We start from the raw sequence: 16,254 nt of genomic DNA, 5'->3' as shown, positions 1-16,254 counted from the left end.
ATGTTAAATTTTCTATTCAGTATCAGTATCAGATACTGAGGCTTCTTCCTCTTTTCGCGCAGAACTTGTATCGGAGGTACCGGTAATTCGATCAAAAAGCTCTTGCCACGTATTAAATTGAAACATTGCTTCTAATCCTATACCATCTACACTCGGTGTTACATCTCCCGCCTGTGATTGTGCGCCAAAATTACTCAAAATTTGATTTTGCCGATGGAAGGCCGTTAGCGAGAGACGCCGATTAATCCGATATGTTGCGTTCAGATCCCCAATTCGATCTCCTAGAGTCGTTTGAGCGTTTCCACCGGTTAATTGGCCTTCCCTTCTTAAAATGAGGCGGTCGTTATACAAACTCAATGCAATTCCTAAATCAACTTCATTATAGGCATTTAGATTGAAATCCACATCCAGTCTGCTTACATCGCTGTTTAATAACGCATTGATCTGGTTGGAAAGCAAGGGGCTAATTACTTGGTTTGAAAGCAGCGGGTTCAATACCGTTGAACCACGGGTTAAATTTTGGCTTAATGATGTTGTTGCGCTACCTGCTCCCTGGGTTGGAATAAATTGTCCCGTAAACAGAATACTGGTTGCCTGCAGCAATTTTTGCTGTTCATCCCGGTTGATCTGATTGATGGTATATGATAATGTGGAATTTGATGAAATATCCAGCGAACTCGGCAACTCAAAATAATAACTATTTTCTACACTATTCAATGTACCCGTTATATCCACTATAAGATCAACGGGTACCTGCTGACTATTACTGCGATTTTGTGAGCCTACAGACCCTTCAGCTGAAAGTGTTGAAATATTAGGACGCGCGCGATAAACGGCACTGATATCTAACCGGGCATTATCAGGAGGTCCTTCCCATACGATGGTTCCGCCGGGGCGAAGTTGCAGTCGCCTGCTGATAATCTCCCCGGTTACAAACTGATAACTTCCGCTGTTAATTTGATATCTGCCAAACATCTGGACTTCCTGGTTCTGCATGGATATACGCATCTGTCCAGAACCGCGGGCATTTAACTCCTCCCCGGTAACCGGATCAAAAATAAGGTTGACAGCTATATCCTGGGCGGTATTAAATTGCAGATCCAGATCAAAACGTTCACTGAATGTCATATCTTCGAGGCTATTCCTGATTTCCTCCTCCCTGCTGGTTCCCTCCTCGCCAGCGGCTGTAGGAGAATCAAAACGTTCCTCAAAAGAATCCACAAATTGTATAAACCGCCCCGTTTCAGTCAGTTCAGTTTCTTCAAGTAAAGGGATAGAAACTTTTGAATCACTTGTTACCTGTATGGGATTATTGGTTCGCAAATAAAGATCAGCATTGGATCCGCTAAGTCTGAGTGTACCCGTTCCTGAGATATTTCCAAAAAACGGCACATCGGGATCCATAGTGCTGTTCAAAAATTGCAGGCGGTCCATTGTAAAAGTTAAATCCAGGTATGTCAATGGATTAAAATCGTTAAGATCGATTGTGCCCCAAACTTTTCCTGATCCTCCCTTAGTATCAATTACCTCAAGTGAATCAAGGATAACGCCATCTTGGCGATCTACCGTAACTCCCCCATTTACAAAATAGTTCGTGTTTAAAAACCGGGGTTTTATGAAAGCATTCTGTACATCAAATTCGCCGTGGAAGTCAAAATCTTCCAGATCTCCACTTATATACCCTTGCCCCACAGCCTGTCCCTCCATCTGCTGGAAAAGATTGTCCACAATTAAAGGGACTAACCATATATCGATCTGTTTAAAATCGGCATCAAAGTGATACAAATCATCTTCGTTGCCCTGGCCTGACCCTCCGCCTATATAACCATCGAGTACAAAATGCTGTTGAATTCCATCGTTCGCTTCCAGATAGTCCTCATACTTTTGGGGATCTGTAAATACTTCAATACGAGTATCAAAGCGATCAGCATCAGCATTATATTGACTGTTAAACTGCAGATCCCCTACCGTACGATTGTTAAGCGCCAACCTGCTTATATTGAAGGAACCTTGTACCGTTGGTTGCTCTGTAATAGACTTGGTCATTAATTCCCCATTGAGCACCCCTTTAAAACTAACCTCTCCATCCACTAACTCAGAAATACGTTCTAAATTTATATCTCTTAGCGTATATGAAAGGGAATCCTCACTACTCTGGCTCCAGGCTCCCTGAAGCTGCAGGTATTCATTTTGATTAGCGAACCTGAAATCGTTGAACTGAATTCTATGCGTTCCTTCTACCTCTAAAGTAGGAACATCCTGATTTCTCCATGCATAGCTTTCGTTACCCAGAAAAAAATCATTGATGTAAACTAATGCAGAGCTATCTGAAAGTGCGCCGTTAAGCTCAAGATTAAAGCGCGCATTTTCACCAATATTCTTGATAGCCTGCCGGTAATAGAGAGAATCCTGTTCTAAGGTGGCTACGATTCCAAGGGAATCCATATTAAAAGTGTTAGAAGTATAGGTTCCGATATCTGCCCGGAAATCAACGGATGAAAATTCCTTTAGCGTACGATCACTGCGAAAACTGCCGGTGAACTGAATTTGGCTATTCTGACTAGCCCAGCTATTAAATGATAATGTATCGGCTTGCATCTCAGTGGAGAACAGCAATCGGTCTGCATCCGCATTCATATTAAAAGCAATACGAGAATCAGTATGTATAGAAGGAAATACTGGAATATACTTCTTGATAAGATTCAGGTTTTTTAAGGTAATATTTCCATCAATGATTACGCTTTCTTCCGGCGCTGAAATTGCCCGTTGTACTTCTCCATCATTCATGCTAATCTCTTTTCGGTAACGCTCCTTTAAGTAAGCCGACCAAAATCGAAACTGGTTCATAATTACTTTAGGATACAATTGTCCCTCTACATTCATATCCAAAAGGGAGCTGGTAAGGCGAAATGAACGCCGTTGCTCACCTATATTGCTAATATCTGCATAAAATTGATGGGCCTCGACTGAATCGCCCCCAATAACTGAAGGAGCCACATCAAAATTTGCTTGTCCCCGTATTTCGTCCAGCGATAGTCCAGCCGCTTCTATACTGTATGTAAAATCCAGATCGGTAGAAGCAATCACAGAATCTCTTGCAAAATCGGTTAAATTTATATTCCGGGCCTCTCCTTTCATGGTAACCGGAGGCCGCTCACGACTAAAGTCAATTTCGCCTGATCCTGTAATAACCTGTCCTCCATTCTGGTATTGAAACTTTTGGCTCCATAATCCTCCGTATAAGGATGATGAAAGTTCCACCTGGTCAATCGTCTGCTGGTCAAATAAACTTTGAGTAAAGGAGGCTTCGAAATCCGTAGCAGATTCTTCAAGAGTTATGCCTGATCCCGATAATTGGGCTGTCATATTTATAGAGGTCGTATCAAAGACGGTTGGTACCATCCAGCTAATATCAATATTTTGCCCATCCAATGCTCCCTCGTACCTATAAGGTGACTTTAATTGGCTCCCGCCCTGCAAATCCATAGAGCCAATAGGAGAACTCATCGCCACATCCACATATATAGAGTCGAGAGTTCCCGATGCACTGCCCCGCATTGACAAATCTTCCAGCGCCCGGTATTCTGGCCGACGGAGCGTATCAAGAATAGGAGCTAAATCTTCGCTCCGAAGATTTAAGCTATCAATACTCGCCTCATAAGTAAAAAGATTGGATTCCGTAAGGTTTTGAAACTCACCATTTAACCTGAAAAAACTTTCACCTTTTTCAATAGAAACTTCCTCTACCCAAAGCGACTCTGTATTTCCTTCGGTATAAAGTTGAAGAGCAAAGGGACCTTCTATATCTGGTATTACCGGAAGAAATTCTCTGAGTTCCCTGGGATATAAAGAAGTAGCCATCACTCCTAAATCATAATTGGAAGATAAAAATTGCTCCCTGATCCCCGGACTTCCAAGATCTAATCCCTCAATCTCCCCATTAATAATAACTTCGGCTTGACCGATATTCATAAAAAAGGAATTAAACTCCAAAAATTGCCGGTCACTGTATACCTGTCCCGTTATAGAAAATTTTTTGGCATTCAGGTCCTCAGTTGTTGCGGAAAATTGATCGATATCTAAATAACGCTGATTACCGGTCCACTCCAAAAAGAACTGGGTATTAAGATTTGATAAGGTAACCCGGGATGGCAAATGTACAAGGTCCCCATCTTCTGTCAAGGATTCTAAGTGCGCTGTACCCTCAATTATTTCTATCTGCGGGGCTAATATTTCTACGTTATTCAACCAGCGTCTTTCTGAAGATGACGTATCCTGTCGTGCCTCTTTTCTTTCCAAAAACACAATGCGGCCATCTGCACTCCTTCGCACCCAAATTTCAGGATTTTCAAGAGTAAAGCCGGTAATTGTTACCTTGTTTTGCAAAAATCCCCATATATCAATGTGACTGGTAACACCATCGATCTTTGCCAGGGTATCTGTGCGACTTGAATCACCATTTGCAATCACCACCTCCCTTAACTCGATATTGAAGGGTAAAAAACCCTGTACATCCCCTATCGTAATCTGTGTCTTATAATCTTGGGATATCCTGTCCTTGACCCTGTCAAGCAGATAGCCCTGAGTAATATCAAGCTGTAGTAGTCCTATAACACTTGCCGATACTATAAGCAAAATAAGAATAACTGTCAGGATGATTCCCCACAGATATTTCCAACTTTTATGTAGCCAGCGAAGAATCAATTACTTGTTTCTCAATTGTATAATCAGTTAAATTGATCTATCGTGTAGTTCCAGGCCGCTTTTAGTTTCGATAGATCTGTGCATGGTTTAATATAAGGCGAACCCCACTCTTTCAATAACACTAATTGGATGATATTATTTTTCACTTTTTTATCCGTTTTCATCGCCTCTATTAGCTTGTCCGGCTGGGAAGGGAATGACTGGATTTGCTGCTTATAAAGCGACATAAATGGGGTAAAAACCGTATCATCTATCGGGTGCCCCAGTTCCTTCGAAAAATAAGTGGCCGCTATCATCCCCGCAAAGACCGCCTCTCCGTGGGAAATACTTCCATACCCGGCTACGCGTTCCAGTGCATGTCCAAAGGTATGGCCAAAATTAAGGTGCGCTCTCTTACCGGCCTCGAGCGTATCCTCCTGAACAATATCCGTTTTTATGCGTGCGCTTTCACGAATCACCTCTATCCATTCTCCATCATCAGCCGATAAGTTATCCTTCAGCTTTTCGAGCTGACTGAACAGTTCCGGGCTGCGAATAGCCCCATATTTTATAATTTCTGCCATTCCGGTAATCCACTCTCTCTGTTCAAGTGTTTCTAAAAATTCTACATCAGCAAATACTGCATCCGGCTGGTAAAATGCTCCAATCAGATTTTTTCCAGTATCGTGATTAAGTCCCGTCTTACCTCCAATTGAACTATCTACCATCGCTAATAAGGTAGTCGGCAGATGAATAAGCGGGATCCCCCGAAGCACCGAAGCAGCTACATAACCGGCCAGATCCCCTGTAACGCCACCCCCAATTGCTACCAAAGGAGTATTTCGCTCTACGCCCTCTGCTAAAATCTCATTAACTAACTGTTGCCACTGGCTAAGTGATTTCGAGCTCTCTCCCTGCGGTATTTTTAAAACAAATAAGTTCTCGAAATACCGGCTGCACATTGATTCTATTTTGGTTTCATGCAGTTCATATACTTTTTCATCGACTACGAGAATCACCTTTTCTTTTGAATAACGATCAGCACAAAAGTCAAAAAAAGCTTTTTCTACATTTTTCTCCACGTGGATGGAATACCGTTTGTTAAGTGATACCGAGACATCGATGTTATGCGACATGGTTACGAATTTTATTAATCAAAATTTCTACTTCTTCTTCAGGGGTTTTATCACCCCCTGTTTTTAAAATGATTGGAGCCTGTTCATAGAGCGGTAACCGTTTTTCATAAAGTAATTTTAGTTCCCGGCGAAGCTTTTCCCGATCCTTGGGATTTCCTTCCTCATCTAATAACAGGGGACGATTCACATCTTTACAGATGCGGTCTAAAATAATCGGAAATGGCGTCTTTAAAAACACAAGAATACCGTTCAATTTCAGATGATCTACCAAATGCTGATTTTGCAGGCTCCCTCCGCCCAGGGCCACCACCCCTTCAAACTCCTTACATACCTCTAATAATACCTGTTTTTCAAGATCCCGAAATCCCTTCTCCCCGGATTCCTCAAAAATATCAGGAATGGATTTACCTTCCTTTTTCTCTACGTAATCATCCAAATCCATAAAAGAACATTCCAACTTATCGGCCAGTAGGCGCCCAATAGTTGATTTACCGGTTCCCATAAAGCCGCTTAGAAAAATATTCGTACCGTCCGACAAATGTTTCATCATACTCTATCTATCCTCCTTTACTTAATTTATTTCCTGGGGATTAATCGGAGGTACCATCTCAACCTCCTCCCGCTCCACAACTACTGCCCCCGGGGCTGCTCCTTTGGGTTTCCTCACATATTTCCGCTTTGTATACATCACAGGTGCTGTTTTCATTCCCTGAGCCTTTGAATAATAGGCTGCAAATCCTGCAGCTTTTAAGATAACATTCTTGGGAGGATAATCTTTTTGATTTCCCATCCGAATTACTACATGCGATCCACCTACTCCCCGGGCGTGCAACCAGATATCCTCCTTGTGGGCCCGGCTGGTAAGCTGATCATTACTTTTCGCATTTTTTCCGATCCAAACTTCATATTTCCCCACCTTGAATTTCCTATATGGCGATTTTGCCTGTTTGTCATCACTATCGCCAAAGCCAATCTGCTGCAATTTCTTTTTGTGATCCTTAATCCACGAATTTAGATCTGGCAACCGTTCAATCTGATCTATTTCATCCAATAACTTTTGAAGCGTTTCCAGCTTTTCTTTTTCCACAGGCAGTCTTTTTTGAGCATTTTCATAGGATTTTCGCGCATCTTTGGCTTTTTCATAATAGTATTCAGCGTTCTGCGCAATGTCCCGACCCTCCTGCAATGGAATAGTTATCTCTTCATCATCTTCATAAAAATCTTTGATGGTAATGCTTTCAGTTCCCGGAGAGATCGATTCATGGGCATGTGCCATCAACAGGTGACCATACTTTTCATATCGGTCAGCCCGTTCCAGACTCTTTTTGGATTGGGACAATTGGGCTATGGTCCCCTCTTTTTGCTCTACTGTCCGTTTCAAAAATCGTACGATATCTTCCTTCTTATTATGCAGCCGACGCAAATGAACCGCATTTTTATAGGCATACGCTACACAATCATTTACTTCCGAGCATTGTTTATTTGTTGATATATCCAGCCATTCCCTTGACCACAGACAAAAGTCACCGGTTTTCAATACCCGGGGATGCGGATCCTCCCTCAATGCCTGTGTCACCTGCCGGGTAAAAGCCTTGACTTTCGCTGGCGGCATTTCTTCTACATCATGCTGTTCGATAAGATAAGGAAGTAAATTTCTCGGAAGCAATGGATTCACTTCCGTCATCTGGTTTTTCGCACTCCTTTTGGGACTTACTTCTTCCTTAAAGTCCGGTGCCATCGGTTCAGGAGGTGCCTCGCCTTTATGACTTTCAGGGTTTTTAAAGGCATCTGTAATTTGGTTGTTATCCACTAAAAAAACATTGGGACGTCCGCTAAACAGCTTAAACAAAAGATGTTTGCCATTTTCAAAATAAACAGACAGCAACCGATCCTTTTTTGCCAGACTCACCTCGCTCACTTCTTGCCCCTCCAGAGAAGAAAAAAAATCAAGCACGTTACGCTTTTTGGGTGGACGATAATAATCCAGAAAGAGAGCTGTTTCCCGCGAATTCGCACTAAAAATCAATCTATAGGTCTCTTCCTTTGTTTTTATATAAATATGCAGAACATCTTTATGGGGACTAATAGCGAAGTCAAAAAAACCATCACAGATTTTTTCTTTTATCTCGCGGTTTAAATATATTAACGTGTAATAATTGTTCATGCTTAATTAACTAAAAGAGACGTTCCGAATAACTAATATTAAACAGGCTCAACGAATGAAATATCCGATTTTTAATTCTGTAGTCAACCGGATAGAAAGCGACCTTCAAAGAAGAGAGATCTCTATTCAATCATTTCGCACCTGGGATGAAGATAGAATAAATGCAACGGGACTGGAAATCAAAATCGATGTAAGTCAGGATTCTGATTTTATCAAAGCAATTGCAATTAATTTTGATTGGGACCGTTTCCGTGAAACCGTTCTTGCCAAGCAGTTAAAAGGCATGGAAGAGCATCCTTTTCTCCAAGAAGAAAATATGGTTAGCACTTCTATTTCACCTGATATTGATATTGAAGTTACCTGGCTTTTTAATGAAAGGGCCTCAAATCCTGATCTCTCTGCACAAAATGGTTATCACAAAGTAGAAGCTGCCAGTCAGTGGATGGAAGAAATTAATCATAAGGTAAACGATCTGCTTGCTGATGATGATATTATCAGTCGCTGGCATGTTGAGGTCGATGGTACGCCAAGCGGTAAATATTTAACTGCAGTTAACCTTTTATCCTACTTCCAGTACACTTTTTCCGATCTTAACAGTCTGAATGAGGTGCATAAATTTGTGCTTCGTATTCTTCAGGAATTACTTATTAAATCAAACAGAGTTATTAAGCTGGCAGACCATACGCTGCATAATCAAGTGGCTGCGTAAAATCATAAGCTATGATTTAATCAATATCACTACGTCTGGGGGAATATTTCTTCAGAGTCAGGAGTGTTGTAGCTATTATATCAGGAGTATAAGTATTATCCCTCTTCTTTCTCTTTCATAGCTTCGTCTACCTGTTCTTTAAATATCTTAGACATTTTTAAAACAGGAACGTATTGTTCCGGTACAATGACCTCTTCATTTGTCTTGGGATTTCGGGCTACGCGTTGTGCTCGCTTTACAACTTTAAAACTTCCGAAACCTCGTAGCTCTATATGTTCCCCCCTTTTCATAGCATCTATAACCGTTTCCATAAAACCATTGACTACGGCTTCAGTTTCGACTTTTGTTAAACCTGTTGAAGAAGCAATTACATCTACTATATCTGCTTTAGTCATAAGAATTCACCTTTTATACTGTCTTATATTAAACTCAATTTAGAATTTAAATAGCCTATAAATATTTAATACACCCTACTAACACTTGCAACTTCCATACCCAATAAAATAACAGCTTGAGTGTACAGAAGCATCCTGCTTTAAGAAGCCTATCCTTAATTTAAAAAAATACATCCTTTCAATTACTTATATTTTAACGTTTTTTAATGGATAGTCATAGCTTAGGCTAAATTTAATCTAAAAAATTCGGAAATCTTTTTATACATTCAGCCTGATTGTATATAAAAAATCTAAGCCAATAACAGTCCATGGAAACTTTTGAACGAATTATTGCCTTTCTTGAAAATCTAATTTGGAACACGCCCGAAAGTCTGCCTGCGATGGTAGTACTGCTGCTTGCCTTCGGAGTTTTTATTACATTCCGGCTGGGATTCGTACAGGTCAGGCGCTTTGCTCATGGGCTTAAAGTGGTGACCGGTTTCTACGATGACCCGGAAGATGAGGGGGACATTAATCACTTTCAGGCATTAACTACGGCGTTATCAGCAACGGTAGGTATTGGAAATATTGCTGGTGTAGCCCTGGCAATTCATTATGGTGGTCCCGGAGCACTCTTCTGGATGTGGGTTACCGCTATTTTTGGGATGGCTATTAAATTCACAGAGGTTACGTTGGCCCAGGAATATCGTGAAACCAATCCTGACGGTACCGTTTCTGGAGGTCCCATGTATTATATTGAGCGGGGACTTGGATCAAACTGGAAATGGCTTGCGGTGGCTTTTGCCGTTTCCGCTGCTATTTGTGCCTTTTTAACGGGTAATGCCGTCCAAGCCAATACCGTAGCTGACGTAATGCAAAGTGATTTTCAGATTCCAACGGTGGTAACAGGTCTTATTACCGCCAGCTTGGTTGCAGCTGTAATTTTGGGGGGTATTAAACGTATTGGGAAAGTAACTTCCAAGCTGGTCCCCTTTATGGGAATTCTTTATGTACTTGGAGCTTTAGTTATTCTTATTCTTAATTACGATCAAATTATTCCTTCCCTCCAAATGATCGTCGGCTATGCATTTAATCCGCAAGCAGGCGCCCTTGGAGTGGGGTCCGGTGCCCTGATTTTCACCCTCAGCTATGGAGTACAGCGGGGAATATTTTCTAACGAGGCGGGCCAGGGTTCCGCTCCCATTGCACACTCTGCCGCCAAAACGGATGAACCCGTTCGTGAAGGTGTGGTTGCCCTGCTGGAACCGTTCATTGACACACTCATTATTTGTACCATGACCGGCTTGGTGATTGTTTCTACCGGAGCGTGGGATATGCAGCATAAAACAACGGTAAATCCCTCTACCGATTCCTTCTCCTACACTCTCTCTGAAAAAGCGGCCGGTAGTGCTTCCGAAACGCTCTATTTTAGTGATGGGGTACCAGAGAACGGTACAATGGAACACTATAATATTCCGGTAGATACCATGTATACCGATGCCAATTACAGCGAGCCTTTTACCGGGCGTATTGAACTTACTAAATCAGAAGGCAGCGACACTTATAGTGCCGTTGCTGTTTATACAAAAGGTGACACCGAATTGTCCCAGCTCCATGGCGGAATAGTTGAAAATGGTGCCCCACTTACAATCCGTGCCTTTGAAATTGGTTTAAATCCCTTATTCCCCGGTGGAGGTTACGTAGTTACCTTTGCAGTGCTTCTCTTCGCTATCTCCACTTCTATTAGCTGGAGCTATTACGGAGATCGGGCTGCTCAATACCTGTTAGGTTTCGAATCTATCTTTTGGTATCGGGTTGTCTTTGTAGCTATGCACTTTTTCGGCGCCGTTGTTACCCTAACTACTATCTGGGCATTTGGTGACGTTATGCTCGGACTTATGGCTTTCTTCAACATTGTTGCGCTGTTTGCACTTTCAGGAAAAGCATATCAAATTACTCAAAAATATTTCAGCAGAGATCACAGTTCGCCTGAATCCTAATCAGCGATAATTATGGATAGTCAATCTTTCGAGCATCTGACATTAATTGAACATCCTGTTATTAACAGGGATTTGACCATCTTGCGGGACGTCAATACTTCTACCGATGATTTTCGATCGGCGCTTAAGCGTATTGCAATTATTTTAGCATATCATGCGCTTAAAGAACTGCCTTTAAAAGAGTTCGAAGTAGAAACCCCTATCGAAAAAACAACTGGTTATGATATAGACCAGGATATTATTGTAGTCCCGATTTTACGGGCCGGCCTTGGCCTCTCCGATGCCCTGCTTCAATTTATACCGGATGCCAAAGTGGGACATTTGGGGATGTACCGGGATGAGAGCACCCACGAGCCCGTGGACTATTATTCCAATATTCCCGACGGGGTTGAGGATGCCCTGGTTTTGGTCGTTGACCCGATGCTGGCAACCGGCGGCAGTGCTGATGACGCCATATCCTTTCTTAAAAAGGAAGGCGCACAACATTTGCGTTTTATTTCGTTAATCTGTGCCCCGGAAGGATTGGAAAGAATCGGCTCAAAACATCCCGATGTCCATACCATTACGGCAGCCATTGATGAAAAACTCAACGACGATGCATTTATCGTCCCCGGATTAGGTGATGCAGGTGATCGATATTTTGGAACAACATAACATTAAAATTTTCAGACTATTTCTATTCAGTCTTCTTCTGACCATCTCTATATCCTCTTGCGGCGAGCTCTCCGAAGAACAGAGTGCACAGGTGGACGAAGCACTGAGTGATTCCCTCACTTCCACAACCGAAAGCTGGGATGTGGATATGGAAATCATTGAAGATGGTACAAAAAAAATGAGGTTATTTGGGTCATATGCCGCTACCTATACTACTGAGGACAGCAGCTCAACCCGCGTCAAAGGTCCAGTTATTATTCACCTCTATGATTCAACGGGTACTATTACGACCCGTGCTTACTCGGAACGCGCCGTCTATGATGCCGATAATGCCATTTTTGAACTTTTTGGCGATGTTCGAGTGAACACCGCTGACAACCGGAAGCTTACCTCCGAATACCTGAAATGGATTCAAAGTGAAGATATCATCAGCACCCCCAAATTTGTTATTATTACCACCCCTTCCGACAGTATAGCGGGAACCGGTTTTGAAGGAACGACGGATCTGAGTGACGATTACACCATCGAAAAACCAACGGGACAATTTGTTATCGACTGATATGATATTCCCATCTCTCTACAATGTAGCCCGGAAATTGTCTAAACGCCTATTCCTCCTTTTCGGAGTAGCTGGCGCAGCCTTTCTCGTTACTGATGCCCAGGCCCAACAAAGACAGGTCAATATCCTGAATGCATCCCGGATTGTCGGCGGCACCTATGAGGGCGAACAAGTTCGCCGCATCCTGAATGAAGTCCATCTCAGGCATGGCGATCTGGAGATGTATTGTGACAGCGCTTATCAATTTATCGATAAAAGTGAGATTCGCGCTTTTGGAAATATTGAGATTGATACAGGTGAGGAAATTATATGGACAGACTCCCTGAACTATTACACTGATGTTGATTTTAGCGAGCTTCGTGGACGCGTTATAATTGATGCTGACAGCACAATTATTTTTGGCAACAGTGTGGACTATCGTTTTTCTACAAAAGTAGCCCATTTTATTGATCAAATTCGCCTTGAAGATCAGCGTGGAGTTCTCCGAGCCGATTCGGGCTATTATTATCGTTCGGCCGACAGCGTTCGGTTTCACGGTCAGGTTCAACTAACCGATTCACTCCAATACCTGGAAGGAGATTCTCTCTTCAGCAATAGAAGCAAGGATTATTATGAGATTCACGGCCAAATATTTGGAGATGACCAGGAAAACAATACAATGCTTCAGGGAGCATATCTTGAGGCAGACTCTACTGGACGTCGGCTGCTGGAGGGGGATGACGCCTGGCTTATAAATTTTGAGGCCGATACCAGCGACACCACTCAGTCTGCCGATACCACTCATATTAGGGCTCAAACTATTATTTCCCGGGAACATCGTTATCCAACAGATACCACTATTGTTACCCATGCCTATGAAAATGTGCGGGTCTGGTCACCGAGTTTTGCCTCCCTTTCTGATACCACCCAATACTCCGACAGTACTCAAACCTTTGAGTTGTGGTCCAATGCCAAAGCCTGGCATGATAATGTTCAGCTTACCGGCCCTTATATTAAAGCGATTCTCAAAGATGGTGATATTGACAGCCTCCAGTCATATCCTCAGCCCTTTTCCGTACAAAAAGACACTACTATTGATCGGCTCAACCAAATAACCGGCGATACCCTCACCGCTGGCTTTACCGAAGGTAACCTCAGCGAGATTTTTGTTTTTAACAATGCCAAGCTCCTTCGGTTTACAAAGAATCAACAGAATGAATCTGATGGAGCTATTGAGTTATCCGCTCCTACTATTCGCATACTATTTGAAGACGGTGAACTTGTACGCATGATTGCAAACGGTTCTAACAAAGGATCCTTCTTTCCCGAAAGTGAAGAAACAGCCCAACGTAAACTCGAAGGATTTGTCTGGAACCCTGATCTTCGTCCCCAAAAACCCGCCGAGCCGATGGAAAGCCGTTTTCCAACTATCCCGGAAGAACTGTTCTTCGAGCTTCCTGAGCGATACATTGAACATCTCAGGAAAACCCACCCCGAAAGTCCGAGACTTCCGAAGAATAATGAAAATAATATTGATACTGATGAGAATATTGAAGTAGAACCTGAAGCCCCTGACGAAGACTCCACTGCAACGACAACAGATTAGCTTTAGCAGTCATTGCTACTTGTTATATCCTAAATTTAGAGCAACAGGAGTTGGTTAGTATGCTTCCTGCTGTTTTTTTGTTTGTTCTACAATTTTCTTCTGGACATCACGGGGAACCTCAGCATAATGTGAAAACGTCCTTTTGAAGCCGGCACTCCCCCGGGTAATGGATTTTAAGCGTGTGGCATAATGATCCAGTTCTTCCAGAGGCACCTGTGCTTCTATTTTCTGAATAGAACCTTCCGCATCCATCCCCGTAATCTGTCCCCGCCGGGTGCTGATATCACTCATTACATCCCCCATATAATCAGCGGGTATAGTCACTTCAATGGTATAGATCGGTTCTAATAATTTAGGAGCAGCTCGCCTGAAGCCTTCCCGAAAAGCCATAAGGGCCGCCGAACGAAAAGCAGCGTCATTAGAATCTACCGAATGCATTGCTCCATCATAAACCGAGATACGGATATCCCGTACACGGCAATTGCTCAACGGTCCATTTTCCATTTTTTCCATGATTCCTTTCAAGATAGCGGGCATGAACCGATTATCAATTATGCCCCCTACAATGCAATTTCTAAAAACCAGCTTTCCTCCCCAATCAAGATCAATTTCTTGGACATCACGAATTTTAAGATCACTGTGTTCGGGCATATGATTACGCAGAGGCTCCATCAGCAGCGAAATTTGTGCAAACTGTCCTGCCCCGCCGGACTGTTTTTTGTGCTTATAATTTGTACGAACCTCTTTCGTAATTGTCTCCCGATAAGGAATTCGTGGCTTTACAAATTCCAAGTCAATATTAAATCGATTTTCAAGAGCATATTTAATTACAGCTAAGTGTTCTTCTCCCTGCCCATGAATAATAACCTGTCTCAATTCTTGGCTGTGCTCTACCTGTAATGAAGGATCTTCTCGCTGAAGCTGGTGCAACGCCGTCCCAAGCTTATCCTCCTCTCCCTCTCGTTTTAGCTTAATGGCCGTACGAATAATCGGTTCCGGGAAATGTATGGGATCAATATCTACTGAGTCGCCTTTAGTATGTAAAAGGTCATTGACATTGGTATTCTTTAGTTTGACCGCAGCTCCTATATCCCCCGTATTCACCCTGTTTACTTCCTGGCGCTCCTCCCCATTCATCAGATATAAACTCGGCAAGCGAACGGTGCTTTCTGTAGTATGATTGATCAAATCCAATCCCGATTCCGCAGAACCTCCATACACCTTAAAATATAGCATATCTCCCATATGCGACTCCGAACTATTTTTGAAGATAAACATCAACGGATCACCTTCAGGATCAAGTTTTATCTCTTCTCCATCCAGCGTTTTGGGCGGATTGGCTTCTATTGGATTTGGTGCTACATTTCCCAGGAAACCCATTACACGTCCCGTTCCCATATTCCGCTTGGCACTGCAACAAAATAGTGGAAAGATATCCCTGTTGAGCAATGTTTGCTGTAATCCTTCACGCATCTGGCTCTCTGTAAGCTTGCCCTGTTCAAAATAAACATCCAGCAGTGTTTCGTCATTTTCTGCCACCGATTCCACCAATTCATTGTGCAGTAATTCGGCCTGGGCCTGGTGGGAATCAGGAATTGGAAGCTTATCCGGCTTGCCGCCATCCTCGGGAAATTCATACATCGTCATCTTAAGCACATCAATAATGGCATGGAAGTCTTCGCCCTCACTATAGGGATATTGCACAACCACCACCCCACGTCCAAACCGCTCTTTAGCCATATCTACTGTTCTCTGAAAATCTGCATGATTGCTATCCGGCTTGTTGACAATCAGCAATGAGGGAATGTTATAACGCTCTGTATATTTCCAGTGTAATTCGGTTCCTGTCTCAATCCCATATTCTGCATTGAGCGAAAAAATAGCAGTATCTGCTACACGAAGTGCTCCAATAACCTCACCGATATAGTCTGAGGTGCCCGGTGTGTCGATCAGATTTATTTTATTACCCCGCCAGTCCAGGTTCAGCAACGTACCAAAAACCGATTTCCCTTTCTCATGTTCAATATCGTGATAATCCGATGTGGTTGACTTATCTTCTACTGAGCCTCGGCGGCTTTTACTCCCGGATTCATACAGCATTGTTTCGGAGAGTGTGGTTTTTCCCGAGCCAGCATGGCCCAACAATACAACATTTCTAACTCTGGATGATGGATAAACTCTCATAATTAACCTCCATTTTTGAATGGAAACATACCTGCCAAGCTGGCTCATGATGTAGAACCATCATAGAACTAGTATATTTATGGCTTAACATCCATCGCCGTTTCCGATAATTAAATTATTATATGAGTAAGTAATACAAAAAAAGGTTTGAACTCAATACTTTGTTTGAAATTTGGTAACATTAACTGCATCAGATTAAAAAAATA

Annotated in this window: 11 protein-coding genes; 5 read left to right on the top strand and 6 right to left on the bottom strand. The window is 42.6% G+C overall.

Annotated features, from left to right (window positions below):
* Window positions 1-12 precede the first annotated feature (12 nt).
* From ABEB05_RS01395 to ABEB05_RS01380, 4 genes are all read right to left on the bottom strand, one after another.
* Window positions 13-4,635, bottom strand: a complete 4,623-nt coding sequence (locus tag ABEB05_RS01395; protein ID WP_265786844.1) for a translocation/assembly module TamB domain-containing protein — start codon at window positions 4,633-4,635, stop codon at window positions 13-15.
* 92 nt (window positions 4,636-4,727) lie between these two features.
* Window positions 4,728-5,819 carry a 3-dehydroquinate synthase gene (gene aroB, locus ABEB05_RS01390; RefSeq protein ID WP_265786842.1) on the bottom strand — a complete coding sequence of 364 codons (1,092 nt, stop codon included), beginning with the start codon at window positions 5,817-5,819 and terminating at the stop codon, window positions 4,728-4,730.
* Window positions 5,809-6,369 carry a shikimate kinase gene (locus ABEB05_RS01385; protein WP_265786840.1) on the bottom strand — a complete coding sequence of 187 codons (561 nt, stop codon included), beginning with the start codon at window positions 6,367-6,369 and terminating at the stop codon, window positions 5,809-5,811. Before ABEB05_RS01385 ends, aroB begins: the two co-directional genes overlap by 11 nt.
* A gap of 21 nt (window positions 6,370-6,390) precedes the next feature.
* Entirely contained in the window at window positions 6,391-7,983 is a 1,593-nt protein-coding gene (locus ABEB05_RS01380) for an NFACT RNA binding domain-containing protein (protein ID WP_265786838.1), read from the bottom strand.
* A gap of 55 nt (window positions 7,984-8,038) precedes the next feature.
* On the opposite strand from ABEB05_RS01380, the gene ABEB05_RS01375 reads away from it, so the two are divergent.
* On the top strand, window positions 8,039-8,692 hold the full coding sequence (locus tag ABEB05_RS01375; RefSeq protein ID WP_265786836.1) for a hypothetical protein: 654 nt from the start codon (window positions 8,039-8,041) through the stop codon (window positions 8,690-8,692).
* A 95-nt stretch (window positions 8,693-8,787) separates the two neighbouring features.
* Here ABEB05_RS01375 and ABEB05_RS01370 read toward each other — a convergent pair whose 3' ends face one another.
* On the bottom strand, window positions 8,788-9,087 hold the full coding sequence (locus ABEB05_RS01370; protein ID WP_265786834.1) for an HU family DNA-binding protein: 300 nt from the start codon (window positions 9,085-9,087) through the stop codon (window positions 8,788-8,790).
* 308 nt (window positions 9,088-9,395) lie between these two features.
* Here ABEB05_RS01370 and ABEB05_RS01365 point away from each other — a divergent pair, with 308 nt between their 5' ends.
* The 4 genes from ABEB05_RS01365 to ABEB05_RS01350 are packed head-to-tail and all read left to right on the top strand — an operon-like array spanning window position 9,396 to window position 13,864.
* Window positions 9,396-11,066 (top strand): alanine/glycine:cation symporter family protein, encoded by a 1,671-nt coding sequence (locus ABEB05_RS01365; RefSeq protein WP_265786832.1) that lies wholly within the window; start codon window positions 9,396-9,398, stop codon window positions 11,064-11,066.
* 12 nt (window positions 11,067-11,078) lie between these two features.
* Entirely contained in the window at window positions 11,079-11,720 is a 642-nt protein-coding gene (gene upp, locus ABEB05_RS01360; RefSeq protein WP_265786830.1) for a uracil phosphoribosyltransferase, read from the top strand.
* A complete protein-coding gene (gene lptC / locus ABEB05_RS01355; RefSeq protein ID WP_265786828.1) occupies window positions 11,707-12,279 on the top strand; it encodes an LPS export ABC transporter periplasmic protein LptC in 573 nt (190 codons plus the stop codon). Before upp ends, lptC begins: the two co-directional genes overlap by 14 nt.
* 1 nt (window position 12,280) lies before the next feature.
* Window positions 12,281-13,864 (top strand): OstA-like protein, encoded by a 1,584-nt coding sequence (locus ABEB05_RS01350; RefSeq protein ID WP_265786826.1) that lies wholly within the window; start codon window positions 12,281-12,283, stop codon window positions 13,862-13,864.
* A gap of 54 nt (window positions 13,865-13,918) precedes the next feature.
* Here the strand turns inward: ABEB05_RS01350 and ABEB05_RS01345 are convergent, their stop codons facing one another.
* The gene (locus ABEB05_RS01345; protein ID WP_265786824.1) at window positions 13,919-16,048 is read right to left on the bottom strand and encodes an elongation factor G; all 2,130 of its coding nucleotides are present in this window, start codon (window positions 16,046-16,048) and stop codon (window positions 13,919-13,921) included.
* Window positions 16,049-16,254 lie beyond the last annotated feature (206 nt).

It is taken from the genome of Fodinibius salicampi (assembly GCF_039545095.1).
In the GTDB taxonomy this organism is placed as follows: Bacteria; Bacteroidota; Rhodothermia; order Balneolales; family Balneolaceae; genus Fodinibius; species Fodinibius salicampi.
Note: the sequence above shows the minus strand (reverse complement) of the source record. Positions and strands in the feature narration are given on the sequence as shown.

What these genes read in the sequence shown, in the direction of transcription:
- aroB (WP_265786842.1), bottom strand. Translation starts at nt 5,819, where the DNA reads ATGTCGCATAACATCGATGTCTCGGTATCACTTAACAAACGGTATTCC.
- ABEB05_RS01385 (WP_265786840.1), bottom strand. Translation starts at nt 6,369, where the DNA reads ATGATGAAACATTTGTCGGACGGTACGAATATTTTTCTAAGCGGCTTT.
- ABEB05_RS01380 (WP_265786838.1), bottom strand. Translation starts at nt 7,983, where the DNA reads ATGAACAATTATTACACGTTAATATATTTAAACCGCGAGATAAAAGAA.
- ABEB05_RS01375 (WP_265786836.1), top strand. Translation starts at nt 8,039, where the DNA reads ATGAAATATCCGATTTTTAATTCTGTAGTCAACCGGATAGAAAGCGAC.
- ABEB05_RS01370 (WP_265786834.1), bottom strand. Translation starts at nt 9,087, where the DNA reads ATGACTAAAGCAGATATAGTAGATGTAATTGCTTCTTCAACAGGTTTA.
- ABEB05_RS01365 (WP_265786832.1), top strand. Translation starts at nt 9,396, where the DNA reads ATGGAAACTTTTGAACGAATTATTGCCTTTCTTGAAAATCTAATTTGG.
- upp (WP_265786830.1), top strand. Translation starts at nt 11,079, where the DNA reads ATGGATAGTCAATCTTTCGAGCATCTGACATTAATTGAACATCCTGTT.
- ABEB05_RS01350 (WP_265786826.1), top strand. Translation starts at nt 12,281, where the DNA reads ATGATATTCCCATCTCTCTACAATGTAGCCCGGAAATTGTCTAAACGC.
- ABEB05_RS01345 (WP_265786824.1), bottom strand. Translation starts at nt 16,048, where the DNA reads ATGAGAGTTTATCCATCATCCAGAGTTAGAAATGTTGTATTGTTGGGC.